Genomic DNA, 25430 nt, shown 5'->3' on the forward strand with positions numbered 1-25430 from the left:
GTTTCAAGCTTCAAGCGGCAAGCTCAAAACAGTATGCGTACCGCTCTGGCTTGCCGCTTGAAGCTTATGGCTTAAAGCTGACTTTAGAATAATCCTGGCGGCCGAATGGGCTGACCTGGTAGCCCTGAACTTCCTTGCGCGTCAGCGCGTAGGCGGTCGGGTGTGCCAGTGGCAGCCACAGCGCCTGCTGCTGGATCTGCGTCTGGGCCTGTTCGTAGAGCTTGCTGCGCACACCTTGTTCGGTGGTGGTCTTGCCGGCGCTGATGACCTTGTCCAGGCCCTGGTCGCAGTAGCGGGCGAAGTTGGTCCCGGACTTGACCGCCGCGCAGGAGAACTGCGGCGTGAGGAAGTTATCGGGATCGCCGTTGTCGCCGGCCCAGCCCATGAACAGCAGGTCGTGTTCGCCGGCCTTGGCGCGGCGGATCAGCTCGCCCCATTCAATCACCCGGATTTCCGCCTGAATCCCGACTTCAGCCAGGTCCGCCTGCAACAGCTGGGCGCCAAGGCTTGGGTTTGGATTGAGCAGGCTGCCGGAAGGGCGGGTCCAGATGGTGGTTTTAAAACCCTCCTTGAGCCCGACCTTGGCCAGCAGCGCGCGCGCTTTGGCGAGGTCTTTTGGATAGCCTGGCAGATCCTTGGCGTAGCTCCAGGTGGTGGGTGGGTACGGGCCGTTGGCGGCTTGCGCGGTGTCTTCGAAGACCGCCTTCAGATAGCTGGCCTTGTCGAAGGCGAGGTTGATCGCCTGGCGCACTTCGGGTCTATCCAGCGGTGGGTGCTGACTGTTGATGGCCACGAAGGCGGTCATGAACGCCGGCGTGCTCTCGATCCTGAGGGCCGGTTCCTGGGCGGCGGCCTGTACGTCCAGTGGTTTGGGCGACAGGGCGATCTGGCACTCGTTGCGCCGTAGTTTTTGCAAGCGCACGTTGGCGTCCGGAGTGATGGCGAACACCAGGCTGTCCACCGCCGGTTTGCCGGCAAAATAATCGCGGTTGGCCTTGTAGCGAATCGACGCATCTTTCTGGAAGCGCCCGAAGATGAACGGGCCGCTGCCGATTGGCTGGCTGTTGAGCTTCTCGGGTGTGCCGGCCTTGAGCAACTGGTCGGCATACTCCACCGAGTAGATCGAGGCAAAACCCATGGTCAGGGTGGCAAGGAAGGTCGAGTCGGGGTGGTCCAGTGTGAAGCGCACTGTCAGCGGATCCAGCGCATCGATCTTCTTGATCAGTGCGGGCAACTGCATCGATTGAGCGTGCGGGAAGCCGCTTTGGGCAACCTGGTGCCAAGGGTTGGCCGGGTCGAGCATGCGGTCGAAGCTGAACTTCACGTCTTCTGCACTCAGGTCGCGAGTGGGGCTGAAGTACTCGGTGTGGTGAAATTTCACCTGCGGGTGCAGCTTGAAGACGTAAGTCAGGCCGTCGGTCGAGACTTCCCAGCTGTCGGCCAGGCTGGCGACCACTTTGCCACTGGCGGTGTCGAAGTCCACCAGGCGGTTCATCAGCACGTCGGCCGAGGCGTTGGTGGTCGTCAGCGAGTTGTATTGAACGACATCGAACCCTTCCGGGCTGGCCTCGGTGCAGACGCTTAAAGCGGCAGCCTGGGCCAATGGGCTCAGCAAAAGTGGGGCGAGCAACAACGGTAGGGCAGCGAGGCGCATGTGTGAATTCCTGTGCAGATCGAAGGCCCATCTGCAAGTGCAGTCTGGAAAAGGCTTACCCTAGTGGGCTCTTTTACAAATGACTATCCCCTTTTTCATTTTAAGGGGACTATGTGCGATTGTTTTCGGTGAGTGCTGCCCGAGGAAAACCCTGGATTGGCCTGTTGGCCGATTCTCTGCGACGAGCGGTCGCCATCGACGACAGCCTTTGTTCAAGGCGCTCGGAGCCCGAAAAATAGGGGTTTTGTTAATTCAATGCACACCGATTGTTGTTGCTCTCTAGTCTTTCTGGTATAAAGCAGCGCTCTTTTCTAGGGGCCCGGTTCCTTCGTTTGTAGGTGTAGCCGGTAAGACCCCTAAAGAAACGCGGCGCCTGGCGCCAAATGACTGAGAGATTAAGCGGCCAACCCATGCCGGGTTGGGCATGTGGTTTTAGAGGGCTGAGGCATGTCGAGAGTCTGTCAAGTTACCGGTAAGGGTCCGGTGACTGGGAATAACATTTCCCACGCAAACAACAAAACCCGTCGTCGTTTCCTGCCGAACCTGCAGCATCACCGCTTCTGGGTTGAAGAAGAGAAACGTTTCGTGCGTCTGCGCGTATCTGCCAAAGGCATGCGTATCATCGACAAGCGTGGCATCACTGTCGTGCTGGCCGAAATCCGCAAAGCTGGCAAGATCTAAGGGAGCTAATCATGCGTGAATTGATTCGTTTGATTTCGAGCGCCGGTACTGGTCACTTCTACACTACCGACAAGAACAAGCGCACTACTCCGGACAAAATCGAGATCAAGAAATTTGATCCGGTTGTTCGCAAGCACGTGATCTACAAAGAAGGCAAAATCAAGTAATTGATTTTTCCCTCTTAAGAAAAAGGCCCATATCGCGAGATACGGGCCTTTTTCGTTGTGGCTCGGAAAAGCCTCAGGCCTTCTGTTCAAACGCCACATAGATCTTGCGGCACGGCTCCAGCACTTCCCAGGTGCCCCGGAAGCCGGCCGGGATGACAAAGCGATCGCCAGCGCGCAGCGTTTTGGCATTGCCGTCGTGGTCGCGCAGCACCGAAACCCCCTGCACGATTTCGCAGTATTCGTGTTCAGTGAAGTTCACCATCCATTGCCCGACTTCACCTTCCCACACGCCAGCGTTCAACTGACCGCAAGGGCTGTTGTAGTGGTTGTAGACGGCCTGCTCAGGGTCGCCTTTGAGGACTTTTGCGGCGTCCGGGCGGTAACGCTCGGCGGGTGTGGTGGCCTGGCTGAAGTCGACGATGTCCTGGATGCTCATTCTTGTAATCCCCCGTGATTGCGGCGCGAGTGGCTGGAAAGCCCAAAGTCTATGTTTATTAAAATGAACATCGCAAGGCCGTTTACCGCTCTTGTGTCAAATATATTGAAACATGAGGGGTCGCTGGTTTAGGGTGGCAGTTGCCTTGGGCCGATTTGTAGGCTGGCGGGCAGAATTCCTGAAAGTGCCTGCGTAGATCGCGTGGCGCTCGTATTCAATAAGAGGAGGACACTCGTATGACCACCCTGACTCGTGCCGACTGGGAACAACGCGCCCGCGACCTGAAAATCGAAGGCCGTGCCTACATCAATGGCGAATACACCGCAGCCGTCTCCGGCGAGACCTTCGACTGCATCAGCCCTGTCGATGGCCGTCTGCTGGGCAAGATTGCCAGCTGTGATGCCGCCGACGCCAAGCATGCCGTCGACAACGCCCGCGCCACGTTCAACTCGGGCGTCTGGTCGCGTCTGGCGCCGGCCAAGCGCAAAGCCACCATGATTCGTTTCGCCGGCCTGCTCAAGCAGCACGCCGAAGAGCTGGCGCTGCTTGAAACCCTGGACATGGGCAAGCCGATCAGCGACTCCCTGTACATCGACGTTCCGGGCGCGGCGCAAGCGCTGAGCTGGAGCGGTGAAGCCATCGACAAGATCTACGACGAAGTGGCCGCTACCCCGCATGACCAACTAGGTCTGGTGACCCGTGAGCCAGTCGGTGTGGTGGGCGCCATCGTGCCATGGAACTTCCCGCTGATGATGGCGTGCTGGAAACTCGGTCCGGCGCTGTCCACCGGTAACTCGGTGATCCTCAAGCCGTCCGAAAAATCCCCGCTGACCGCCATCCGCCTTGCGGCGTTGGCCGTTGAAGCCGGTATCCCGAAAGGCGTGCTGAACGTGCTGCCAGGCTACGGCCACACCGTTGGCAAGGCGCTGGCCTTGCACATGGACGTCGACACGCTGGTGTTCACCGGTTCGACCAAGATCGCCAAGCAACTGATGATTTATTCCGGCGAATCGAACATGAAGCGCGTCTGGCTCGAAGCCGGCGGCAAGAGCCCGAACATCGTGTTTGCCGATGCGCCGGACCTGCAAGCCGCAGCCGAATCGGCGGCCAGTGCCATCGCGTTCAACCAGGGCGAAGTCTGCACCGCCGGTTCGCGTCTGCTGGTCGAGCGTTCGATCAAGGACAAGTTCCTGCCACTGGTGATCGAGGCCCTGAAAACCTGGAAGCCGGGCAATCCGCTGGATCCGGCCACCAACGTCGGCGCGCTGGTCGACACGCAACAGATGAACACCGTGCTGTCCTACATCGAATCCGGTCACTCTGATGGCGCCAAACTGGTGGCTGGCGGCAAGCGTATCCTTCAGGAAACCGGTGGCACCTACGTTGAACCGACGATTTTCGATGGTGTGAGCAATGCCATGAAGATCGCCCAGGAAGAGATCTTTGGCCCGGTGCTGTCGGTCATCACCTTCGACAGCGTCGAGGAAGCGATTCAGATCGCCAACGACACGCCGTATGGTCTGGCTGCTGCAGTCTGGACCTCGGATATCTCCAAGGGTCATCTGACCGCCAAGGCCCTGCGCGCCGGTAGCGTGTGGATCAACCAGTACGATGGCGGCGATATGACCGCACCGTTTGGTGGTTTCAAACAGTCGGGCAACGGTCGTGACAAGTCGCTGCATGCGTTCGACAAGTACACCGAGCTGAAGGCGACCTGGATCAAGCTGTAAACCTGTGAAGGGCCCCGGTAGTAAATCGGGCTCCTGAACGAAGCAGATCCCCTGTGGGAGCGGGCTTGCTCGCGAAGGCGGTGTAACAGTCAACATTGATGTTGAATGTGCCGGCCTCTTCGCGAGCAAGCCCGCTCCCACATTTGTTTTGTGCCGTTTGTAAAAAATAATTATCCACAGGAGCGTGGAAATGCGTTGGGCGACTTACTTCGCCGTTTTGGCGTCTGTCCTGAGTGTCGGCCTGGCCCTGGGCGTCAGCATGCCGCTGGTATCGTTGCGTCTGGAAAGCTGGGGTTACGGCTCGTTTGCGATTGGCGTGATGGCGGCGATGCCGGCGATTGGCGTGCTGCTGGGGGCCAAGGTCTCAAGCCATTTGGCGGCACGTTTCGGCACTGCCAATTTGATGCGCCTATGCCTGTGGGCCGGGGCGTTTTCCATCGGCTTGCTGGCGCTGTTGCCGAGCTACCCGATCTGGTTGGTGCTGCGGCTGATGATCGGGGTGATCCTGACTCTCGTGTTCATTCTCGGCGAGAGTTGGATCAACCAATTGGTGGTCGAGCAATGGCGTGGGCGACTGGTGGCGCTATATGGCAGCAGTTATGCCCTGAGTCAGCTCTCCGGGCCGTTGCTGCTGGGTGCGCTGGGCACCGACAACGATTTCGGTTTCTGGGTCGGTGTCGGCTTGCTGGTGACGTCGCCGCTGTTGCTGTTGGGACGTAGCGGCGCGCCGAGCAGCGAAGCCTGCAGCGTGACGTTCAGCGACTTGCTGAGCTTTTGCCGTGGCTTGCCAGCGATTGCCTGGGCGGTGTCGTTGTTTGCGGCCTTCGAGGCAATGATCCTGACCTTGCTACCGGTTTACTGCCTGCGCCAGGGCTTTACCGCGGAAATCGCCCTGGCGATGGTCAGCACCGTGGTGGTTGGCGATGCGTTGCTGCAATTGCCGATTGGCGCGCTGGCGGATCGGCTGTCGCGGCGCACCTTGTTTGCCGGTTGCGCGGTGATCCTGATGCTCTCGAGCCTGGCGATTCCACTGTTGATCGAGACTTTGCTGATCTGGCCGTTGTGGGTGCTGTTCGGTGCCAGTGCCGGCGGCTTGTTCACCTTGTCGCTGATTTTGATCGGCGAGCGTTACCGCGACGATGCCCTCGTTCGGGCCAATGCCCACATCGCGCAATTGTGGGGCATCGGTTGCCTGATCGGTCCACTGGCGGCCGGTGCCGGCAGCCAATGGATCAGCGGGCACGCCTTGCCGTTGCTGATGGCGGCGGGGGCGTTTGGGCTAGTGATCCTGCTGATGCGCCAAGGGGCGTTTGGCACGGTACAGCCGGCATAGTGGTTTGGCGATGCTCAGTGAATGCTCAGGCGTCGGTTGATAACGTCATTTGTCCCGTTGAGTGCTGTTGTGATGCTCGGCCAGCAGCTTGATTGCCGCCGCGCCAACCTTGCGTACGGCCTCTTCAATCTGCGGTGTCGGCTTGGTCGAGTAGTTCATGCGCAGGCAATTGCGGTACTTGCCCGAGGCGGAAAAAATGCTGCCGACGGCAATCTGTACGCCTTGGTCGATCAGCGCACGATTCAGTTTCAGCGTGTCGAAACCTTCCGGTAACTCTACCCAGAGCATGAAGCTGCCTTGCGGACGGCTGGCGCGAGTACCGGCGGGGAAGTAGTGGCTGACCCAGTCGAGCATCAGGTCGCGATTACGCTGGTATTGCGTACGCATTCTCCGCAAATGCGGTTCGAAGTGGCCGTCTTTGAGAAACTCGGCAATCGCGATTTGCGGTTGTGGCGCGGTAGAGCCGGTGCTGATGTATTTCATGTGCAGCACTCGTTCCAGATACCGGCCCGGCGCGACCCAGCCGATGCGAAGTCCTGGGGCCAGCGTCTTGGAGAACGAGCTGCACAACAGGACGCGGCCGTCTTCGTCGAAGGATTTGATCGTGCGGGGGCGTGGGTAGGTGTAAGCCAGTTCGCCATACACATCGTCTTCGATGATTGCCACGTCGAAGCGCTGTGCCAGGGTCAGCAGCGCCCGTTTGCGCGCCTCCGGCATGATGTAGCCCAGTGGATTGTTGCAGTTGGGGGTCAACTGTATGGCTTTGATCGGCCACTGTTCCAGGGCCAGTTCCAGCGCATCGAGGCTGATCCCGGTGAGCGGATCGGTGGGAATCTCCAGGGCTTTCATGCCCAACCCTTTGAGTGTCTGCATGGCGCCGTGAAAGCTCGGTGAGTCGACGGCAACGATGTCGCCCGGCTCGCAGATCGCACGAATGCTGGTGGACAGCGCTTCGTGGCAACCGGTGGTGATCACCAGGTCGTTGGCGCTCAGTTGACAGCCGGAGTCGAGCATCAGGCGGGCAATCTGTTCGCGCAGTTCGAGGATGCCGTAGATGTTGTCGTAATACAGGCCGCGCATGTCCTGCCGCCGGCTGATCTGCGCCAGCCCGCGCAGCAGAGGCTTCATGGTCGGCGTGGTGACGTCAGGCATGCCGCGACCGAGCTGCACGACGTCTTTACGCGGGACGGCGCGAATCAGCTCCAGCACCTGATCCCACTGGGAAATGTCCACCGGACGCTGGGCTGGACGGCCAACGACCGGCAGCTCCGGCAACTCGCGCCCGGCCGGGACGAAGTAGCCGGACTTCGGCTTCGGCATCGCCAGCCCGCTGTCTTCCAGCACCCGATAAGCCTGCTGCACCGTGCTTAGGCTGACCCCGTGCTCGACGCTTAATGCCCGCACCGACGGCAGTCGGTCACCCGGACGGTAAAAGCCCTGTTCGATACGTGTGCCGAGCAATTCGGCGAGGTTGACGTAAAGAGTCATGGTGCAGCCTCGGTGAGGAGATTCAGGGAACCAGTACAGATTGGGAAAAAATACAGGATTCAGTCGGTAAAACGGAAAATCTGTATGTAATTAATACAGCTCTGTTGGATCTGTAACGGTTTTGCTCGCCCGCGCATCATGGAATCTCTGGCTACCCAAGTAAACAGGAGCAATCAAAATGAACGGCTTGAGCGATGTGCGGCTGACGTTACACAGTCAGGAACTGGTGGCAGGGCAGGAAAAGGGCATGCGTGCGGCAACTATTCGCAATGCCCCGTCCGGTCTCGGTCGCTGGGGTCTGTTCTGGCATCGTCTGCACACGCGCAAAACCTTGCTTGAACTCACGCCTGAACAGTTGCGCGATGTGGGCTTGAGTCGTGAGCAGGCGCGGGAGGAGGGCTTGAAGCCGTTTTGGCGGATGTAAACCGAAATGCGGTTCCCCGTAGGAGCTGCCGCAGGCTGCGATCGTTTGATCTGGGCTGCGTGGTGCTGCAAAAAAGATCGCAGCCTGCGGCAGCTCCTACGGGGGTCGGGTCGGGTCGGGTCGGGTTTGGATTCGGGTTCGGGCTCGGGCTCAGGTCAGTTCTTTGAACCTGTGCCACAACATCCCCAACGCCAACAACGGCGAGCGCAGGTACTTACCGCCTGGGAACGTAATGTGCGGCACCTTGGCGAACAGGTCGAAACCGCCGCTTTGCTGACCGCTGATGGCTTCCGCCAGGAGCTTGCCGGCCAGATGGGTGGCGTTCACTCCATGGCCGGAGTAGGCCTGGGCGTAATACACATTCGGCTGGTCCTTGAGCCGGCCGATCTGCGGCAGGCGGTTGGCGCCGATGCCGATCATCCCGCCCCATTGATAGTCGATCCTCACCCCGGCCAGTTGCGGGAAGACGTCGAGCATCTTCGGTCGCATATACGCGGCGATGTCCGATGGATCACGGCCGGAATAGTGACAGGCACCGCCGAACAGCAAGCGCCGATCCGCCGAGAGTCGGTAGTAGTCCAGCGCCACTCGCTGATCGCAGACCGCCATGTTCTGCGGCAGTAATGCGTGCGCCTGTGCTTCGCTCAAGGGTTCGGTGGCGATGATGTAACTGCCGGCGGGCAGTACTTTGCCGCTGAGCTCGGGGTTCAGGTTGTTGAGGTAGGCGTTGCAGCCCAGCACCAGGGTCTTGGCGCGGACTGAGCCTTGTGCGGTGTGGACCTTGACCTCGCTGCCATAGTCGATGCGGGTCACGGCCGATTGTTCGAACAGCTTCACGCCCAGTTGTTGCGCTGCCGCTGCTTCGCCCAAGGCCAGGTTCAGCGGGTGCAGATGCCCGGAACCCATGTCGATCAAACCACCGACGTAGCGGTCGGAGCCGACCACGCTGTGCATTTCATTGGCTTGCAGTAACCGGGTTTCGTAGCGATAGCCAAGGCTGCGCAGTTCGGCCGCGTCTTCGGCGAAACCGTCGAGGTCGCGGGGTTTGTTGGCCAGGTCGCAGTAACCCCACGTCAGGTCGCAGGCGATCTGAAAATGCTCGATCCGTTGCCGGACGATTTCCACCGCTTCCAGCCCCATGAGCTTCATCTGCCGGACGCCGTCCGCGCCGATTACATTGGCAAACTGATCGAGGCCATGACCGACCCCGCGAATCAGTTGCCCGCCATTGCGTCCACTGGCGCCCCAGCCGATTTTGTGCGCTTCGAGCAGCACCACGCTGAGGCCGCGTTCGGCCAGTTCGATGGCGGTGTTCAGCCCTGAGAACCCGCCGCCCACTACGCACACGTCAGCCAGCAGTTCACCTTTGAGCTCCGGATAATCGGGCTGCGGCAGGCTGCTGGCGGCGTAGTAAGACGCGGCGTGCAGATGGCTCGGAACAGGTTGCTGAGCCCCGGCGTTCATGTACGTCATCCTGATTTTGTGTGTTGAGTAAATTTTACGGAGCATAAGCCGGACCTTTCGGCCTGGGCAACATTGGTCGGCTGGTGCTGTCTGGAGCGAGGCTTTTAGGGCAGAATCCCACCCCGTTCACTTTCCCGGTACTCGCTTCGATGAGCTGCAACCGCCAGATAATTCGCACACTCCGGCAGCAGATCCCCTCGTTCGAGTGCGTGCCCGGCTGCCATGACTGCTGTGGTCCAGTGACCACTTCGCCGGAAGAAATGTCCCGCCTGCCGCGTAAGACCAAGGCTGAGCAAGACGCCGCAATGGATGAACTGAACTGTGTGCACCTGGGCCCCAATGGTTGCACCGTGTATGACGAACGACCGCTGATTTGTCGGCTGTTCGGCACCACGAAGACCTTGCCGTGCCCCAACGGCCGCCGCCCGGTGGAGTTGATTCATCCTCGGGTCGAAAAGCAGATTCATGAATACATGGCCAGCACCCGACAAGTCCTGGTTTAGAGGCGCCGTTGCTTCAGGTAGACCGAGTCGCTGCCTTCGCGAGCAAGCCCACTCCCACACTCGAATTCTGTCGTACACAATCCTGTGCCCACTGAAGATCAAATGTGGGAGCGGGCTTGCTCGCGAAAGCGCCCGTCGAGACGACCATTCCGTTGAGGAAAATCTCAATCCGGAATCGGCAAGCTCAGGCTCTCTTTCACTTCTTCCATCACGATATAGCTCTTGGACTCACGCACGTGGGGCAGCTTGAGCAGGATGTCGCCCAGCAGTTTGCGGTACGAGGCCATCTCGGAAATCCGCGCTTTCACCAGGTAGTCGAAATCCCCTGACACCAGGTGGCATTCCAGTACGTGAGGCAGTTTCAGCACCGCGCGTCGGAACTCTTCGAAGGTATCGCCGGATTTGTAGTCGAGGCTGATCTCGACGAACACCAGCAGGCTACCCTTGAGGTGCTGCGGGTTGAGCCGGGCGTTGTAGCCCATGATGATCCCTTCGCGCTCCAGGCGTCGCACCCGCTCAGTACACGGCGTGGTCGACAACCCGACTTTCTCCCCAAGCTCCGTAAACGAAATCCGCCCGTCCGCCTGAAGGATGCGCAGGATATTACGGTCGATCTTGTCCAGCTCGCGTTTGGTCTGAGTATTGGTCCGCATAGGGGATGCGCCTCCGTGAAAAGGGATTTTACCGAGAATTGTCGCCAAATATAGGCACTTATATAGTGAAAAGCACTGGCAAATGTTTTTTACACTGCGCGCATCTGTGCTTTGAACAACAAACGTCAGCGGTAAGCCGCGATGAGGGATATGAAAATGCGCGTTCTGGTCTTGGGTAGCGGCGTCATCGGTACCGCCAGTGCCTACTATCTGGCTCGGGCCGGCTTTGAAGTAACGGTCGTCGACCGTCAACCGGCCGCTGCCATGGAAACCAGTTTCGCCAACGCCGGTCAGGTTTCGCCGGGTTATGCCTCGCCATGGGCCGCGCCGGGCGTGCCGCTCAAAGCCATCAAGTGGTTGCTGCAACGCCACGCACCGCTGGCGATCAAGGCCACCGCCGATATCGACCAATACCTGTGGATGGCGCAGATGCTGCGCAACTGCACCGCCAGCCGTTATGCGGTGAACAAAGAGCGCATGGTCCGCCTGTCCGAGTACAGCCGTGACTGCCTCGATGAACTGCGGGCTGAAACCGGCATTGCCTACGAAGGCCGCAGCCTGGGGACTACTCAACTGTTCCGCACTCAGGCGCAGCTGGATGGCGCGGCAAAAGACATCGCCGTCCTGCAAGAGTCCGGCGTGCCGTTTGAACTGCTCGACCGCGCCGGCATTGCCCGCGTTGAACCGGCGCTGGCCAGTGTGACTGATATCCTCGCTGGTGCCCTGCGCCTGCCGAACGACCAGACTGGCGACTGCCAGATCTTCACCACGCGCCTGGCCGAAATGGCCGTGAAACTGGGTGTGGAATTCCGCTTTGGCCAGGACATTCAGCGCCTCGACTACGCCGGTGACCGGATCAACGGCGTGTGGATCGACGGCAAGTTGGAAACCGCCGACCGTTACGTATTGGCACTCGGCAGCTACTCGCCGCAGTTGCTCAAGCCGCTGGGCATCAAGGCTCCGGTGTATCCGCTCAAGGGCTACTCGCTGACCGTGCCGATCACCAATCCGGCGATGGCCCCGACGTCGACTATTCTCGATGAAACCTACAAGGTCGCGATCACCCGTTTCGACAACCGCATTCGTGTGGGCGGCATGGCTGAGATAGCCGGTTTTGACCTGTCGCTGAACCCGCGTCGACGCGAAACGCTGGAGATGATCGTCAACGATCTTTATCCTCAGGGCGGCGACCTGGCCCAGGCGAGTTTCTGGACCGGTCTGCGTCCGACCACACCGGACGGCACGCCGATTGTCGGCGCCACTCCGTTCAAGAACCTGTTCCTGAACACCGGTCACGGCACACTCGGCTGGACCATGGCGTGCGGCTCTGGCCGCTTGCTGGCTGACCTGATGGCGAAGAAAACGCCGCAGATCAGTGCAGAAGGCCTCGATATTTCCCGTTATGACAAGACCCATCAGGAGCCTGAAAAACATGTCAATCCAGCGCCAGCTCACCAATGAGCGCATGAGCCAGATCGTTGTCCACAGCGGTACCGTGTACCTGGCAGGGCAAGTCGGCGACGATATGAGTGCCGGGATTGAGCAGCAGACTCGTGAAACCCTCGCCAACATCGAGCGATTGCTGGATCTGGCCGGTACCGACAAAACCAGGCTGCTGTCGGTGACGATTTACCTGAAAGACATTGATGCCCATTTTGAGGGCATGAACAGTGTCTGGGACACTTGGCTGCCAAAGAACGTCGCGCCAGCCCGTGCGACGGTCGAAGCCAAACTGTGTGAACCGGAAATTCTGGTTGAGCTGTCGGTAGTGGCCGCTCTGCCTTAAACAATGATCCCTCTCCCGGCGCTACTGATGGTTCACGCCGTTAGTCTGCGCCGGTTTTTTCTTCCTCAAGACCGCCTAGAAGTCTGCCGCCATGCGTCCTGCCCGTGCCCTGATCGATCTTCAAGCCCTGCGTCATAACTACCAACTGGCCCGAGAAGTCTCGGGGGCTCGCGCCCTCGCGGTGATCAAGGCCGATGCCTATGGCCATGGCGCGGTGCGCTGTGCCCAGGCCCTGGAGGCCGAGGCGGACGGTTTTGCCGTGGCTTGCATCGAAGAAGCCCTGGAGCTGCGCACCGCCGGCATTCGTGCGCCGGTCCTGTTGCTCGAAGGCTTTTTCGAAGCCGATGAGCTGTCGCTGATCGTTGAGCATGATTTCTGGTGCGTGGTGCATTCGCTGTGGCAGCTCGAAGCAATCGAGAAAGCTGCGTTGAGCAAGCCGATCACGGTCTGGCTCAAGCTTGATTCGGGTATGCATCGGGTTGGCTTGCATCCGGCGGATTATCAGGCGGGCTACCAGCGTCTGCTGGCCAGCGGCAAAGTTTCGAAGATCGTGTTGATGAGCCACTTTGCGCGTGCCGATGAGCTTCATAGCAGCAGCGCGGCGGAGCAGGTTGCGGTGTTTGAAGCGGCGCGTCAGGGCTTATCGGCGCAGGTCAGCTTGCGCAACTCGCCAGCGGTGCTGGGCTGGCCGCAGGTGCCGAGCGATTGGGTTCGTCCGGGTATCATGCTCTATGGCGCGACACCTTTCGAAGAAGCCAATCCCGTGGCGGCACGCTTGCAACCGGTGATGACCCTGGAATCGAAGGTCATCAGCGTACGCGAGTTGCCGGCCGGTGAGCCGGTAGGCTATGGGGCGAAGTTCATCACCCCGAAGCCGATGCGCATCGGCGTGGTCGCGATGGGATATGCCGACGGTTATCCGCGTCAGGCACCTACCGGAACACCAGTGTTGGTGGCCGGGCAGCGCAGCCAACTGCTGGGACGGGTGTCGATGGACATGCTCTGCATCGATTTGACCGATGTACCGCAGGCCGGCCTCGGTTCGACGGTCGAATTGTGGGGTAAAAACATCCTGGCCAGCGACGTCGCAATGGCTGCCGGGACCATTCCCTACCAGATCTTCTGCAACCTGCGTCGCGTGCCGCTGCTCTATTCCGGGAGCTGATGGCTGGCGCTCGATACCAGAAGTCGCTTTGCTGAACGGGATTCAGACCCAAGTGTTGTAAATACTGAACGCTGTCGCCATGATAACGCTCACTATCCACACAATCTGAATCCTGGGAGGCTAATGCATTGGACGTCGGTGAACGACTGCAATCGATCCGTAAACTGAAAGGTCTTTCCCAGCGAGAGCTCGCCAAGCGCGCGGGTGTTACCAATAGCACCATTTCGATGATCGAGAAAAACAGCGTCAGTCCCTCGATCAGTTCGCTGAGGAAGGTACTTGGCGGCATTCCCATGTCCATGGTCGAGTTCTTTTCCGAAGAAATTCTCCAGGAAAAACCGACGCAGATCGTCTACAAAGCCAATGAGCTGATCGATATCTCCGATGGCGCCGTGACCATGAAACTGGTCGGTAAGGCTCATCCCAGCCGTGCTATCGCGTTCCTCAACGAGATCTACCCGCCAGGCGCCGATACCGGTGAAGAGATGCTCACGCATGAGGGCGAGGAAACCGGGATTCTGCTCGAAGGTCGGCTGGAGCTGGTGGTCGGGCTAGAGACATTCGTGCTCGAGGCCGGTGACAGCTACTATTTCGAAAGCACCAAACCGCACCGTTTCCGAAATCCGTTCGATGCGCCTGCGCGACTAATTAGCGCAGCCACTCCCGCGAATTTCTAAGAAAAGAGGCGTCCGGCAAGGTTTTGCGAGTCGCCCATGCTGTATTTCGTCACGACTTAATACCCCTTGGACTTTAAGGGTTGTTTCAGTGTGGCGGGCTAACCGCTATACTTGCGCCCGCCTGCGAAACCGTGGCCGTGGGCGTGACTAGCCACCATTGAGGGTGTACGCGTGAACCTAATTATGAAAATGCTGGCCGCACCAGCAACCGTATTGGCCCTTTGGGCAGTCAGCGCTCAAGCGTCGACCACTGACGACATCGCCAAGCGCCTTGAACCCGTCGGCCAGGTTTGTGTGCAAGGTCAAGAGTGCAAAGGGATGGAAGTCGCTGCTTCGGTAGGCGGTGGCGGGGCGAAAACCCCTGATGAAATCATTGCCAAACATTGCAATGCTTGCCATGGCACTGGCCTGTTGGGCGCACCGAAAATCGGTGATGCTGCGGACTGGAAAAAACGCGCCGATAAAGAAGGCGGCACCGCTGCTGGTCTGGCGAAGGTAGCGTTGACAGGGCTCAACGCAATGCCGCCAAAAGGCACGTGCAGTGACTGCGAAGTGAAAGACCTTGAAGGCGCCATCCAGAAGATGTCCGGCCTGAAATAAGCCCCATCTTCAGCGAAAAAGCCGCTTGCGAGCGGCTTTTTTGTGCCTGGGATTTGACCTTGAGACTGGTCATAACCATCAGGACCCGGCAAGCTCGGACCCACCTCAATTCATGGACAGGTCGGGAGGGTCTGATGGTGCAGTCGGTATCAATCGAACAGGCAGTCGATGATGTGCTCGCACGTTTGCCTGCGCATATTCACCTCGGCCTGCCCCTGGGGCTGGGCAAACCCAACCGTTTCGTCAACGCGCTCTATCAGCGCATCGCCCAACTGCCCGAGCGGCAGCTGACGGTGTACACCGCGTTGAGCCTGGGTCGTCCGTCATTGGGCGACGGCTTGCAGCGGCGCTTTCTGGAACCCTTCGTCGAGCGAGTGTTTGGCGACTATCCCGAGCTGGACTTTCTCGCCGACCTGCACCGTGACAGCCTGCCGGCGAACATTCATATCGAGCAGTTCTTCATGCAGCCCGGCAGCTTGCTGCATAGCGCATCGGCGCAGCAGGACTACATCAGCAGCAACTACAGCCACGCCGCCCGCGACATCAACGCGGCCGGGTTAAACCTGGTGGCGCAACTGGTGGCCCATGACCCGCAGCAGTCGGAGCGGCTGAGTCTGAGCTGCAACCCGGACATCACCCTTGACCTGTTGCCGATGATCGCCAAGCGTCGCGCTGCCGGAGAAACCATTCTGCTGCTCGGCCAGGTTCACCGGGATCTGCCGTACATGCCGGGAGACTCGGAAGTCGAGCGCGAGGCGTTCGATCTGCTGATCGACGAGGAGGAGGGCAGCACGCTGTTTTCCACGCCAAACATGCCGGTGGGTTTTCAGGATCACTTCATCGGCCTGCACGCCAGCACCCTGGTGCGGGACGGCGGAACCCTGCAAATCGGCATCGGTGCCATGGGCGACGCACTGACCGCCGCGTTGCTGTCACGGCAGGCGAATAACGACGGTTATCGTGCACTGCTGACGGATCTCGATGCGCATTACTGGGCGTCACTGATTAGTCGTGAAGGCGGTGTGGAGCCCTTCGCCAAGGGGCTTTATGGTTGCAGCGAGATGTTCGTCAACGGTCTGCTGGTGTTGTCTGACGCCGGGATCGTGCGGCGTAAGGTTTATCCGAGCGTTGCCCTGCAACAGCACGCCAATGCCGGCACTCTGGATGAATCGGCGCAAACAGGCGGCGTCTCGATACACGGTGGATTTTTCCTTGGGCCGCGCAGTTTCTATCAGCGGCTGCGGGATTTACCCCACAGCAAGCTCGCCGAATTCAACATGACCGCCATCAGCTATATCAACGAGCTGTACGGTCATGAGGCGCTCAAACGCTTGCAGCGCCTGGATGCGCGTTTCATCAACAGCGCTTTCACCATGACCCTGCTCGGTGCTGGAGTCGCTGATCAGCTGGAAGACGGGCGGGTGCTCAGCGGTGTCGGCGGGCAATACAACTTTGTCGCCCAAGGTCACGCACTGGAAGGCGCGCGCTCGATTCTGATCCTGCGCAGCTGGCGTGAGTCGGGCGGTGAAGTGAGCTCGAACATGGTCTGGGAGTACGGCCACTGCACGATTCCACGGCACTTGCGCGACATTGTGATCACCGAATACGGCATCGCCGATTTGCGCGGCAAGACCGACGCCAAGGTGATCGAAGCGTTGCTCAACATCAGCGATTCACGCTTCCAGCCAGGCTTGATCGAACAGGCACAGAAGGTCGGCAAACTGCCGAAGGATTTTCGCCTCGATCCGCGTTTCACCGACAACAACCCACAGCGCTTGCAGGCCATTGCTGCACGGTACCCGCAGCTGTTTCCGGAGTATCCGCTGGGCAGTGATTTCAGCAGCGATGAGCAGGATTTGTTGCGGGCTCTGAACTGGCTCAAGAGCAAGTTCAAACTCACGGAGATTCTGGAGTTGGGCAAAGCCGCACTGGATGCGCCGGAGCCGTCGGAGTATCCGGTGCATCTGGAACGGATGCAGCTGACGAAGCCGGAAGGCTTGAAGGAGGATTTGTATCAGCGGTTGCTGCTGGCAGGCCTGAAGGCCACCAAGCAATAGCCTGAATCCCGTGGCGCTTGCCCGCGATGAACGATAATGCGGTCTGCCTGAAGGGCTGCGTCGCCTTCATCGCGAGCAAGCTTTGCTCCTACAGGAATGTCACAACGCCGCCGGCCAGGGATTTGACCCGGGCCAGGGACTCGACGCGATAGCCTTGCGAATCCAGTTCGGCACGGCCGCCCTGGAACGACTTCTCGATCACGATACCCAGACCTGCCACGGTGGCGCCGGCCTGTTTGATGATCGAGATCAGCGCCTGCGAAGCCTTACCGTTGGCCAGGAAGTCGTCGATGATCAGCACGCGGTCGCTGCTGGTCAGGTGACGTGGGGAAATGGCTACGGTGCTTTCGGTCTGCTTGGTGAACGAGTACACGGTCGCCGACAGCAGGTTTTCAGTCAGGGTCAGGGACTGGTGCTTGCGGGCGAAAATCACCGGCACGCCCAGATTCAGACCGGTCATGATCGCTGGTGCAATGCCCGACGCCTCGATGGTAACGATCTTGGTGACGCCCGAGTCCTTGAACAGCGTGGCGAATTCGTCGCCGATCAGCTTCATCAGTGCCGGGTCGATCTGGTGGTTCAGAAAGGCGTCGACTTTCAGAACCTGGTCGGAAAGCACGATGCCTTCTTCGCGAATTTTCTTGTGCAGTGCTTCCATGAGGCTTCCTCATAAAGCGCGTTGAGCGCCAAAAGTCGGTTAAAAAGTGGTCAGTTCTAGCGCTTTAACATCGCGCGTATATCCGCCAGTGCGCTGTTGCCACGCACGGCTTTGACTTCGGTCGGGGTGTCGTCGTTGCCTTCCCAGGCCAGGTCATCCGGCGGCAGTTCATCGAGGAACCGGCTCGGCGAGCAGTCGATGATTTCACCGTACTGCTTGCGCTTGGCGGCAAAGGTGAAGGCCAGGGTCTGACGTGCGCGGGTAATCCCGACGTAGGCCAGGCGGCGTTCTTCTTCGATGGTGTCGGCTTCGATACTGGAACGGTGCGGGAGGATTTCCTCCTCCATGCCCATGATAAACACGTAGGGGAATTCCAGACCCTTGGAGGCGTGCAAGGTCATCATCTGCACGCCTTCGGCGCCGTCTTCCTCTTCCTGCTGACGCTCCAGCATGTCGCGCAGGACGAGTTTGCCGATCGCGTCTTCGACGGTCATTTCGCCGTCTTCGTCTTTTTCCAGGGTGTTCTTCAGCGCCTCGATCAGGAACCAGACGTTACCCATGCGGTAGTCGGCGGCCTTGTCGCTGGAGCTGTTGGTACGCAGCCAGTTCTCGTAGTCGATGTCCATGACCATGCTGCGCAGGGCGGAGATCGGGTCTTCGCCGGCACACTGTTCACGCACGCGGTCCATGAAGCGCTTGAAGCGCGCCAGACGATCCGTGAAGCGGTTGTCCAGGTGTTCGCCCAGGCCGATTTCGTCGGTGGCGGCATACATCGAGATCTTGCGTTCGGTCGCGTAGTTGCCGAGCTTCTCCAGCGTGGTCGAACCGATTTCCCGGCGTGGGACATTGATCACCCGCAGGAAGGCGTTGTCGTCATCCGGGTTCACGATCAGGCGGAAGTAGGCCATCAGGTCTTTGACTTCCTGACGTCCGAAGAAACTGTTGCCACCGGAAAGGCGATAAGGGATCTGGTGATGTTGCAGCTTCAGCTCGATCAGCTTGGCCTGGTAGTTACCGCGATACAGGATCGCGAAATCGCTGTACGGGCGGTCGGTGCGCAGGTGCAGGCTGAGGATTTCCACGGCCACGCGCTCGGCTTCGGCGTCTTCGTTGCGGCAGCGGATCACGCGGATCTCGTCGCCGTGGCCCATCTCGCTCCACAGCTGTTTTTCAAATTCGTGGGGGTTGTTCGAGATCAATACGTTGGCGCAGCGCAGGATGCGGCTGGTGGAGCGGTAGTTCTGCTCCAGCATCACCACTTTCAGGGACGGATAGTCGTCCTTGAGCAGCATCAGGTTTTCCGGGCGAGCGCCGCGCCAGGCATAGATCGACTGGTCATCGTCGCCGACCACGGTGAACTGGTTGCGCGTACCGATCAGCAATTTCACCAGCAAGTACTGGCTGGCGTTGGTGTCCTGATATTCGTCCACCAGCAGGTAGCGGACTTTGTTCTGCCACTTTTCGTGGATGTCGGCGTGTTCCTGGAACAGCTTCACCGGCAGCAGGATCAGGTCGTCGAAGTCCACCGCGTTGAACGCCTTGAGCGTGCGCTGATAGTGGGTGTAGACGATGGCGGCGGTCTGTTCCTTGGGGTTACGGGCGTTTTCCAGGGCTTCGGGCGGCAGGATCAGGTCGTTCTTCCAGGCGCCGATCATGTTCTTGATCTCGTCGACGCCGTCGTCGCCCGAATATTCCTTTTGCATGATGTCGGTCATCAGGGCTTTGACGTCGGTCTCGTCGAAAATCGAGAAACCGGGTTTGTAGCCCAGCCGCACATGCTCCTTGCGGATGATGTTCAGCCCAAGGTTGTGGAATGTGCACACCGTCAGGCCGCGCCCTTCACCACCCTTGAGCAAGGTGCCGACCCGCTCTTTCATCTCGCGTGCGGCCTTGTTGGTAAAGGTCATGGCGACGATGTACTGCGCGCGAATGCCGCAGCTCTGGATCAGGTGAGCGATTTTGCGAGTGATTACACTGGTCTTGCCGGAGCCAGCACCGGCGAGCACCAAAAGAGGGCCGCCGACGTAGCTCACGGCTTCTTGCTGCCGGGGATTGAGTCGGGACATGACGGAAAAGGGAGTCGTTTGCGAAAAGGGCGGGCATTTTAACAGGATGCACAGATTCTGCCGCCTCTCTCCGACTTGTGACGCAGCACGCTATCTAAATTTGCCGGTTTTGTTACTTTCCCGCAGGATGCGTGCTGAATTTGCGACTAATGTTCGATTTTAAGCGGTACAACAGAGTGTTTGATAAGCAATATCATTGGTCGTTGTTTATCTGCGCGTCATAATGCCCGCCGCCAACATCTTTTGCAGAGTCTAGGGAGCTAGCTTGTCTACGCCTGTCGAACCCTTGCGTTTGCTGCTACTGGCTGAAGAGCCAGCGTGGGCAGCGTTGTTACGCGAGTGTCTGGCTCCTATGGGGAGCTCGGCTGTGCTGATCAGTGCACCGACCTGGGAGTCGGTGAGCAGTCTATTTGCCGACAACCGCAGTGCGGTGCTGCTGACTGTTCCATCTCTTCAACCGGAGCCGGGCCGTTGCAGCCTGCCGACGGTGCTGTTGCTCGAACATGAACCGCCTACCCCACCGGACGGTGTCAGCGACTGGCTGGTTCGCGATGTGCTGGATGTGGATACCTTGCGCCGCTGCCTGCGCCATGTGCGCGAGCGCGGGGTGTTGGAAAACACTTTGCAGCGCCTCGCCGAGCAGGATCCGCTGACCGGCATTGCCAACCGCCAGGGGTTTCAGACCCTGCTGGCGGCGCGTCTGGCGGAGAATGACGGCCGTGGCCTGGCGCTCGGACACCTCGACCTCGACAACTTCCGGCATGCCAACGACGCGCTCGGTCATCAGGCCGGTGACCGGCTGATCCTGCAAGTGGTCTCGCGGCTCAAGAGCCAGCTTGAGGCCGGTGATCAACTGGCGCGTCTGGGCAGCGACGAATTCGCCTTGCTCATCGACACCCGCCGCGCACCGCAACGCGCCGAGTGGATGGCCGAACGCATCACCGAAGTCATGGCCGAGCCCTACTGGGTCGACGGCGAAAGCCTGTTGATCGGTTGCAGCCTGGGCATCGCCCACGCGCGTGCGCAGGCCGGCGCCGACCCGCTGATGTGGCACGCGCACATCGCCATGCAGCAGGCCAAAAGCACCCAAGGCTGCACCTTTCACATCTTCAATGAACGCATCAACCGCAATGCGCGCAGCCTTGCCGATCTTGAAAGCGAACTGCGTCGGGCCTTGCGTCGCGATGAGCTGGAACTGCATTACCAGCCGCGGCTGAATCTGGACGACGGGCAGATTGTCGGCCTGGAAGCGCTGGTGCGTTGGCGTCATGGCGAGCGCGGACTGTTGCCGCCGAGCGAGTTCGTGCCGCTGGCCGAGCAGAGCGGTTTGATCGTGCCGCTGGGGTACTGGGTAATTTCCCGTGCCTTGCGTGACATGCAGGCGTTACGCGAGCGCGGTCTGCCGCCGTTGCACATGGCCGTGAACCTGTCGTTCCGGCAGTTCCAGGACAGTCAGCTGCTGTCGACCTTGAGTCGGCTGATTGCCGAACGCGGCGTTGAAGCGCAGTGGCTGGAATTCGAACTGACGGAAACTGCAGTGATGCGCCGTAGTGATCTGGTCAAACAGACCATGGATGCTTTGGGGCGTCTGGGCGTGCGCTTCTCTCTGGACGACTTTGGCACCGGTTTCTCGTCGTTCGTGCACCTCAACAGCCTGCCGATTGCCTTGCTGAAGATCGACAAAAGCTTTGTCGGTGGCATGGAGATGCGTGAGGAAAATCGCAAGCTGGTCCACGCCATGATCAACCTGGCCCACAACCTCAACCTGGAAGTGGTCGCCGAGGGCGTTGAAACCCCTGAACAGCTTGAGCTGCTGCGCGGCTTTGGTTGTGATCAGGTGCAGGGTTACCTGATCAGCAAACCGCTGCCGTTGGCCGAGCTGGTTGAGTATCTGACGTTCGGGTCCAGCCAGCAGGCGCTGGAAGTGGTGGGTTAACGACAAAACAATGTGGGAGCGGGCTTGCTCGCGAATGCGGAGCGTCAGCCGACATCAACGTTGACTGACACGGCCTCTTCGCGAGCAAGCCCGCTCCCACAGGGATCTCAGTCTGGCTGGGCGATCTCGAAACGTTGTGACGAAGGTTCACGCCGAATCATCCGCTTCATCTTCCATTCGAACGCCAGCGTCAAACTCACCGCCGAGCAGGCCAGCCCCAGCGCCAGACCCCACCAGACGCCCGTCGGTCCCCAATTGAGGTGGAAAGCCATCCACCACGCAGCTGGCGCGCCGATCAGCCAATAGCAAGCGAGGCCAACCAGGAAAGTGGTTTTGGCGTCCTTCAGACCACGAATACAGCCCATGGCGATGGTCTGGGTGCCGTCGAACAGCTCAAACCATGCCGCCACTGCCAGCAGGCTCACGGCAAGGTTGATCACCTCGCGAAACGCCGGGTCGTTATGGTCGAGGAACAACCCGACCAATGGGTTCGGCAGCAGCCAGAAGACCATGGCAAACCCGAGCATCGCCGCGCCGCCAAAGGCAATCCCGACCCGCCCGGCCAGACGCGCATCGAGCAATTGCCCTGCACCGTAATGTTGACCGATGCGCATGGTGATCGCATACGACAACCCCGCCGGAATCATGAACGCCACCGAGACGATTTGCAGGGCGATCTGATGCGCCGCCAATTGCGTGCTGCCCATGGTGCCCATGCACAACGCAGCGAACGCAAACAGGCCGACCTCTACCGCGTAGGTGCCGCCAATCGGCAGGCCCAGACGCCACAGCTCACGCAGGTACTGCCGGTTCGGCCGTGACAGGCCCTTGCGCAGCGGATACGCGTTGTAAGCCGGATGCCGGCGAATATGCCAGGCCAGACCGAGTGCCATGCAGTTGGCAACAATGGCGGTGACCAGACCGATCCCCATCAAACCCATTTTCGGCAGGCCGAACATGCCAGTGATCAGCGCATAGTTGAGCAGGAAGTTGGCCACGGTCCCGACGAGGCTGATGACCATCACCGGCGTCGTCCGGCCGATGGCGCTGGTAAAACCGCGCAAGGCCATGAAACTCAGGTAGCCGGGCAGGGCGAACGGCAGAATCAACAGGAACTGGCCGGCCGCATGCACGTTGCTTTCGGTCTGGCCGAACAGCAGCAACACCGGTTTGAGGTTCCACAGCAGCAGGCCTGCCACCAACGCCATCAACCACGCCAGCCAAAGTCCGGCCTGGGTCAACCGCGTGGCGCCTTCGATGTCACCGGCGCCCTGACGGATTGCCACCAGCGTGCCGACCGCCGCGATCACGCCGATGCAGAAAATCGACACGAACGAATAGGTCGCCGCGCCCAGGCCACCACCGGCCAGCGCCTCCGGACTGAGTCGGGCCATCATCAAGGTATCGGTGAGGATCATCAGCATGTGCGCCAACTGCGAGGCAATCAACGGCCCCGCCAGCCGCAGGATGGCCCAGAGTTCGGTACGTGCTGGATGCTGCATGATCATCACGCTCATTTAGTCTGACAAAGTGGGAAGGGCTGATTCTCGGCGCTCTCAGGCGATTGCACAAAGGGATAAAAACGATTGCTCGCATGATTAAAACTCATGCTGGAGAGTTTCTGATAAGGTTTCAGGGTCGCGCTATAGGAGCTTTCCTGATGTCTCGTCGTCTTCCTCCGCTTTATGCCCTTCGCGCTTTCGAAGCCGCGGCACGGCACAGTTCGTTTACCCGTGCGGCTGAAGAGCTGTCGATTACCCAAAGTGCCGTCAGTCGACATGTGCGTACGCTGGAGGAGCATTTTGCCTGTCGGCTGTTTCAGCGCAGCGGGCGCAATCTGCAACTGACCGAGGCCGCGCGTTTGCTGTTGCCGGGCGTGCGTGAAGGCTTTGGTGCGTTGGAGCGGGCCTGCAATACCTTGCGCGCCGAAGATGACGTCTTGCGCATGAAAGCCCCTTCGACCCTGACCATGCGCTGGCTGCTGGCGCGACTCAGCCGTTTCCGGCATTTGCAGCCGGGCAACGAAGTGCAGTTGACCAGCGCCTGGATGGACGTCGACTCGGTGGACTTCAATCACGAACCGTTTGATTGCGCGGTGCTGCTGAGCAACGGGCATTTTCCACCGGACTGGGAAGCCAGTTATCTGTTTCCAGAGTTGTTGATCCCGGTCGGTGCACCGAATCTGTTGAATGATCAGCCGTGGGATGTCGAGCGACTGGCCAGCACCGAATTGCTTCACCCGACCCCGGACCGTCGCGACTGGCGCAGTTGGCTGGAGTGCATGGGCCTGTCCGAGCAGGTGTCGCTCAAGGGCGGGCAGGTGTTCGACACGCTGGAGCTGGGGATGATTGCCGCCGCCCGAGGTTACGGGGTGTCGATGGGAGACTTGTTGATGGTGGCCGAAGATGTGGCTCAGGGACGTCTGAGTTTGCCGTGGCCAACCGCCGTCGCCAGTGGTCTGAATTATTACCTGGTCTGGCCGAAAACCCGTCCCGGCGGTGAACGTTTACGCCGTCTCAGCGACTTCCTTCAAGGCGAAGTTCAGGCCATGGAATTGCCGGACGTCGAGCGCCTCGGCTGAATCGATGTGATCGCCACAATGGCGGCGTTGTTAGCTGCTGATCGAGTGGGGGCGAGCTGAGTGATGGTTTGCGGTAGTTATGCCGTTTTTAAGCTTGCTGAATCGTTTCATCAGCGCTATAAAAATTGCACAACTCCAAGAAAGGCTCTTCTCATGACCCCGCTCAAACTGATCGTTGCCCTCAGCACGTTGACCGCTGCATCCCACGTCATGGCCTGGGACTACGTGCTGCTCGATACCGACAAGGCTGCCGAGAACCTGCAGATCACCAGCCAGAAGCTCGGTGTGAAAACCGACAAACCCTTCTCCGTGACCCTGCGCACCCTGCACGGCGGCCGGCAGGAGGGCGTCAGCATCGTCGACATTGATAACGGCACGATGAAACTGTCGGTGGTGCCGACCCGCGGGATGAACGTTCTACAGGCGTCGGTAGGTAATGTGCGCATGGGCTGGGATTCGCCGGTCAAGGACGTGGTCAATCCGTCGTTCATCGAACTCAACGGCCGTGGCGGACTGGGCTGGCTGGAAGGCTTCAACGAACTGGTCGCCCGCTGCGGCTACGAATGGGTCGGCCACCCTGGCATGGACAACGGCGAACTGCTGACCCTTCATGGCCGCGCCGCTAACATCCCGGCCAGCAAAGTTACTCTGCACATCGATGAAAAACCGCCCTACGCCATCAGCCTGCGCGGCGAGCTGAAAGAGCAGGCGTTCAAGAAAGTCGACTTCTCGGTGATCACCGAACTGGTCACCGAACCCGGCAGCGTACGCTTCGCTCTCAACGACACCCTGACCAACAACGGCGACTATCCGAAGGAATACCAGGCGCTCTATCACAGCAATTTCAGCACCCCGTTCCTGGAACAGGGCGCCCGCTTTGCCGCGCCGGTGAAACAGGTGTCGCCGTTCAACGACAAGGCCAAGGCGGATTTGCCCGAGTGGCAAACCTACCGTGCGCCGACCAAGGACTACGACGAAACCGTCTACAACGTCGTGCCATATGCCGACGCCAAGGGCGACACGCTGACGGTGTTGCATAACAAGGCGGGCAGCCTCGGGGTGTCGGTTGGTTTTAATACCCGGCAATTGCCGGTGTTTTCCCTGTGGAAAAACACTGATACCCAAGGGCAGGGTTATGTCACGGGGCTGGAGCCGGGGACGAGTTTTTCCTATAACCGTCGGTATCAGCGGCCACTGAATCTGGTGCCGACGATTGCGGCCAAGGAGCAGAAGCAGTTCCGGATCAGCTACAGCTTGCTGGCGGATAAAGCGGCTGTGGATAAAGCGTTGACGCGGGTGAGCGAGATTCAGGGTGGACGGGAGACTGAGGTGCGGCAAACACCGTTGGTGGATCTCAGTAAGGAATAACCT

General features: G+C 59.6%; 23 protein-coding genes. 15 read left to right on the plus strand and 8 right to left on the minus strand.

Annotation, left to right across the window (positions count from 1 at the left end; translation table 11 throughout):
- Positions 1 to 64: 64 nt before the first annotated feature.
- Positions 65 to 1654, minus strand: a complete 1590-nt coding sequence (locus tag ACIPIN_RS15150; protein ID WP_401119897.1) for an ABC transporter substrate-binding protein — start codon at positions 1652 to 1654, stop codon at positions 65 to 67.
- Between the two features lie 447 nt (positions 1655 to 2101).
- Between ACIPIN_RS15150 and rpmB the strand changes: the two genes are divergently transcribed.
- Positions 2102 to 2335, plus strand: coding sequence for a 50S ribosomal protein L28 (gene rpmB, locus ACIPIN_RS15155; RefSeq protein WP_007894701.1), 234 nt, complete (start codon positions 2102 to 2104; stop codon positions 2333 to 2335).
- An 11-nt stretch (positions 2336 to 2346) separates the two neighbouring features.
- Positions 2347 to 2502: a 50S ribosomal protein L33 gene (gene rpmG / locus ACIPIN_RS15160; protein ID WP_007894709.1), complete on the plus strand. Its 156-nt coding sequence runs from the start codon at positions 2347 to 2349 to the stop codon at positions 2500 to 2502.
- A 73-nt stretch (positions 2503 to 2575) separates the two neighbouring features.
- Here rpmG and ACIPIN_RS15165 read toward each other — a convergent pair whose 3' ends face one another.
- On the minus strand, positions 2576 to 2938 hold the full coding sequence (locus ACIPIN_RS15165; protein WP_401119898.1) for a cupin domain-containing protein: 363 nt from the start codon (positions 2936 to 2938) through the stop codon (positions 2576 to 2578).
- A 236-nt stretch (positions 2939 to 3174) separates the two neighbouring features.
- Here ACIPIN_RS15165 and ACIPIN_RS15170 point away from each other — a divergent pair, with 236 nt between their 5' ends.
- Together ACIPIN_RS15170 and ACIPIN_RS15175 are read left to right on the plus strand one after the other, a co-directional pair.
- Entirely contained in the window at positions 3175 to 4668 is a 1494-nt protein-coding gene (locus ACIPIN_RS15170) for an aldehyde dehydrogenase (RefSeq protein WP_401119899.1), read from the plus strand.
- A gap of 190 nt (positions 4669 to 4858) precedes the next feature.
- Entirely contained in the window at positions 4859 to 6001 is a 1143-nt protein-coding gene (locus ACIPIN_RS15175) for an MFS transporter (RefSeq protein ID WP_401119901.1), read from the plus strand.
- Between the two features lie 45 nt (positions 6002 to 6046).
- Here ACIPIN_RS15175 and ACIPIN_RS15180 read toward each other — a convergent pair whose 3' ends face one another.
- The gene (locus ACIPIN_RS15180) at positions 6047 to 7489 is read right to left on the minus strand and encodes a PLP-dependent aminotransferase family protein (protein ID WP_401119903.1); all 1443 of its coding nucleotides are present in this window, start codon (positions 7487 to 7489) and stop codon (positions 6047 to 6049) included.
- A gap of 178 nt (positions 7490 to 7667) precedes the next feature.
- Between ACIPIN_RS15180 and ACIPIN_RS15185 the strand changes: the two genes are divergently transcribed.
- Positions 7668 to 7913, plus strand: a complete 246-nt coding sequence (locus tag ACIPIN_RS15185) for a DUF1127 domain-containing protein (RefSeq protein ID WP_401119905.1) — start codon at positions 7668 to 7670, stop codon at positions 7911 to 7913.
- A gap of 150 nt (positions 7914 to 8063) precedes the next feature.
- On the opposite strand, the gene ACIPIN_RS15190 is transcribed toward ACIPIN_RS15185, so the two are convergent.
- A complete protein-coding gene (locus tag ACIPIN_RS15190) occupies positions 8064 to 9377 on the minus strand; it encodes an NAD(P)/FAD-dependent oxidoreductase (protein ID WP_401119906.1) in 1314 nt (437 codons plus the stop codon).
- A gap of 149 nt (positions 9378 to 9526) precedes the next feature.
- Here ACIPIN_RS15190 and ACIPIN_RS15195 point away from each other — a divergent pair, with 149 nt between their 5' ends.
- A complete protein-coding gene (locus tag ACIPIN_RS15195) occupies positions 9527 to 9880 on the plus strand; it encodes a YkgJ family cysteine cluster protein (protein ID WP_401119907.1) in 354 nt (117 codons plus the stop codon).
- 164 nt (positions 9881 to 10044) lie between these two features.
- Here the strand turns inward: ACIPIN_RS15195 and ACIPIN_RS15200 are convergent, their stop codons facing one another.
- On the minus strand, positions 10045 to 10533 hold the full coding sequence (locus ACIPIN_RS15200) for an Lrp/AsnC ligand binding domain-containing protein (protein ID WP_003177284.1): 489 nt from the start codon (positions 10531 to 10533) through the stop codon (positions 10045 to 10047).
- A gap of 156 nt (positions 10534 to 10689) precedes the next feature.
- Here ACIPIN_RS15200 and dadA point away from each other — a divergent pair, with 156 nt between their 5' ends.
- From dadA to ACIPIN_RS15230, 6 genes are all read left to right on the plus strand, one after another.
- Positions 10690 to 11994 carry a D-amino acid dehydrogenase gene (gene dadA / locus ACIPIN_RS15205; protein WP_401119909.1) on the plus strand — a complete coding sequence of 435 codons (1305 nt, stop codon included), beginning with the start codon at positions 10690 to 10692 and terminating at the stop codon, positions 11992 to 11994.
- Positions 11966 to 12319 carry a RidA family protein gene (locus tag ACIPIN_RS15210; protein ID WP_401119911.1) on the plus strand — a complete coding sequence of 118 codons (354 nt, stop codon included), beginning with the start codon at positions 11966 to 11968 and terminating at the stop codon, positions 12317 to 12319. Before dadA ends, ACIPIN_RS15210 begins: the two co-directional genes overlap by 29 nt.
- Before the next feature lie 91 nt (positions 12320 to 12410).
- Entirely contained in the window at positions 12411 to 13484 is a 1074-nt protein-coding gene (gene alr, locus ACIPIN_RS15215) for an alanine racemase (RefSeq protein WP_401119912.1), read from the plus strand.
- A gap of 128 nt (positions 13485 to 13612) precedes the next feature.
- Positions 13613 to 14161 carry a cupin domain-containing protein gene (locus ACIPIN_RS15220; RefSeq protein WP_019694258.1) on the plus strand — a complete coding sequence of 183 codons (549 nt, stop codon included), beginning with the start codon at positions 13613 to 13615 and terminating at the stop codon, positions 14159 to 14161.
- Positions 14162 to 14344: 183 nt separating this feature from the next.
- A complete protein-coding gene (locus tag ACIPIN_RS15225) occupies positions 14345 to 14761 on the plus strand; it encodes a c-type cytochrome (RefSeq protein WP_401119980.1) in 417 nt (138 codons plus the stop codon).
- Positions 14762 to 14895: 134 nt separating this feature from the next.
- Entirely contained in the window at positions 14896 to 16818 is a 1923-nt protein-coding gene (locus tag ACIPIN_RS15230) for an acetyl-CoA hydrolase/transferase C-terminal domain-containing protein (RefSeq protein WP_401119914.1), read from the plus strand.
- Between the two features lie 88 nt (positions 16819 to 16906).
- Here the strand turns inward: ACIPIN_RS15230 and ACIPIN_RS15235 are convergent, their stop codons facing one another.
- Both ACIPIN_RS15235 and rep read right to left on the minus strand, forming a co-directional pair.
- A complete protein-coding gene (locus tag ACIPIN_RS15235) occupies positions 16907 to 17476 on the minus strand; it encodes a xanthine phosphoribosyltransferase (protein WP_401119915.1) in 570 nt (189 codons plus the stop codon).
- A gap of 56 nt (positions 17477 to 17532) precedes the next feature.
- Positions 17533 to 19542 (minus strand): DNA helicase Rep, encoded by a 2010-nt coding sequence (gene rep / locus ACIPIN_RS15240; protein ID WP_401119916.1) that lies wholly within the window; start codon positions 19540 to 19542, stop codon positions 17533 to 17535.
- Positions 19543 to 19807: 265 nt separating this feature from the next.
- Between rep and ACIPIN_RS15245 the strand changes: the two genes are divergently transcribed.
- Positions 19808 to 21478, plus strand: coding sequence for a putative bifunctional diguanylate cyclase/phosphodiesterase (locus tag ACIPIN_RS15245; protein WP_401119917.1), 1671 nt, complete (start codon positions 19808 to 19810; stop codon positions 21476 to 21478).
- Between the two features lie 107 nt (positions 21479 to 21585).
- Here ACIPIN_RS15245 and ACIPIN_RS15250 read toward each other — a convergent pair whose 3' ends face one another.
- On the minus strand, positions 21586 to 22980 hold the full coding sequence (locus tag ACIPIN_RS15250) for a NorM family multidrug efflux MATE transporter (protein ID WP_401119919.1): 1395 nt from the start codon (positions 22978 to 22980) through the stop codon (positions 21586 to 21588).
- A 158-nt stretch (positions 22981 to 23138) separates the two neighbouring features.
- Here ACIPIN_RS15250 and ACIPIN_RS15255 point away from each other — a divergent pair, with 158 nt between their 5' ends.
- Both ACIPIN_RS15255 and ACIPIN_RS15260 read left to right on the plus strand, forming a co-directional pair.
- Positions 23139 to 24059 carry a LysR substrate-binding domain-containing protein gene (locus tag ACIPIN_RS15255; protein WP_054594627.1) on the plus strand — a complete coding sequence of 307 codons (921 nt, stop codon included), beginning with the start codon at positions 23139 to 23141 and terminating at the stop codon, positions 24057 to 24059.
- 153 nt (positions 24060 to 24212) lie between these two features.
- Positions 24213 to 25427 (plus strand): aldose 1-epimerase family protein, encoded by a 1215-nt coding sequence (locus ACIPIN_RS15260; RefSeq protein WP_401119921.1) that lies wholly within the window; start codon positions 24213 to 24215, stop codon positions 25425 to 25427.
- The last annotated feature ends 3 nt before the right edge of the window (positions 25428 to 25430 follow it).

The sequence above is a fragment of the Pseudomonas sp. NPDC087697 genome, assembly GCF_044743155.1.
In the GTDB taxonomy this organism is placed as follows: domain Bacteria; phylum Pseudomonadota; class Gammaproteobacteria; order Pseudomonadales; family Pseudomonadaceae; genus Aquipseudomonas.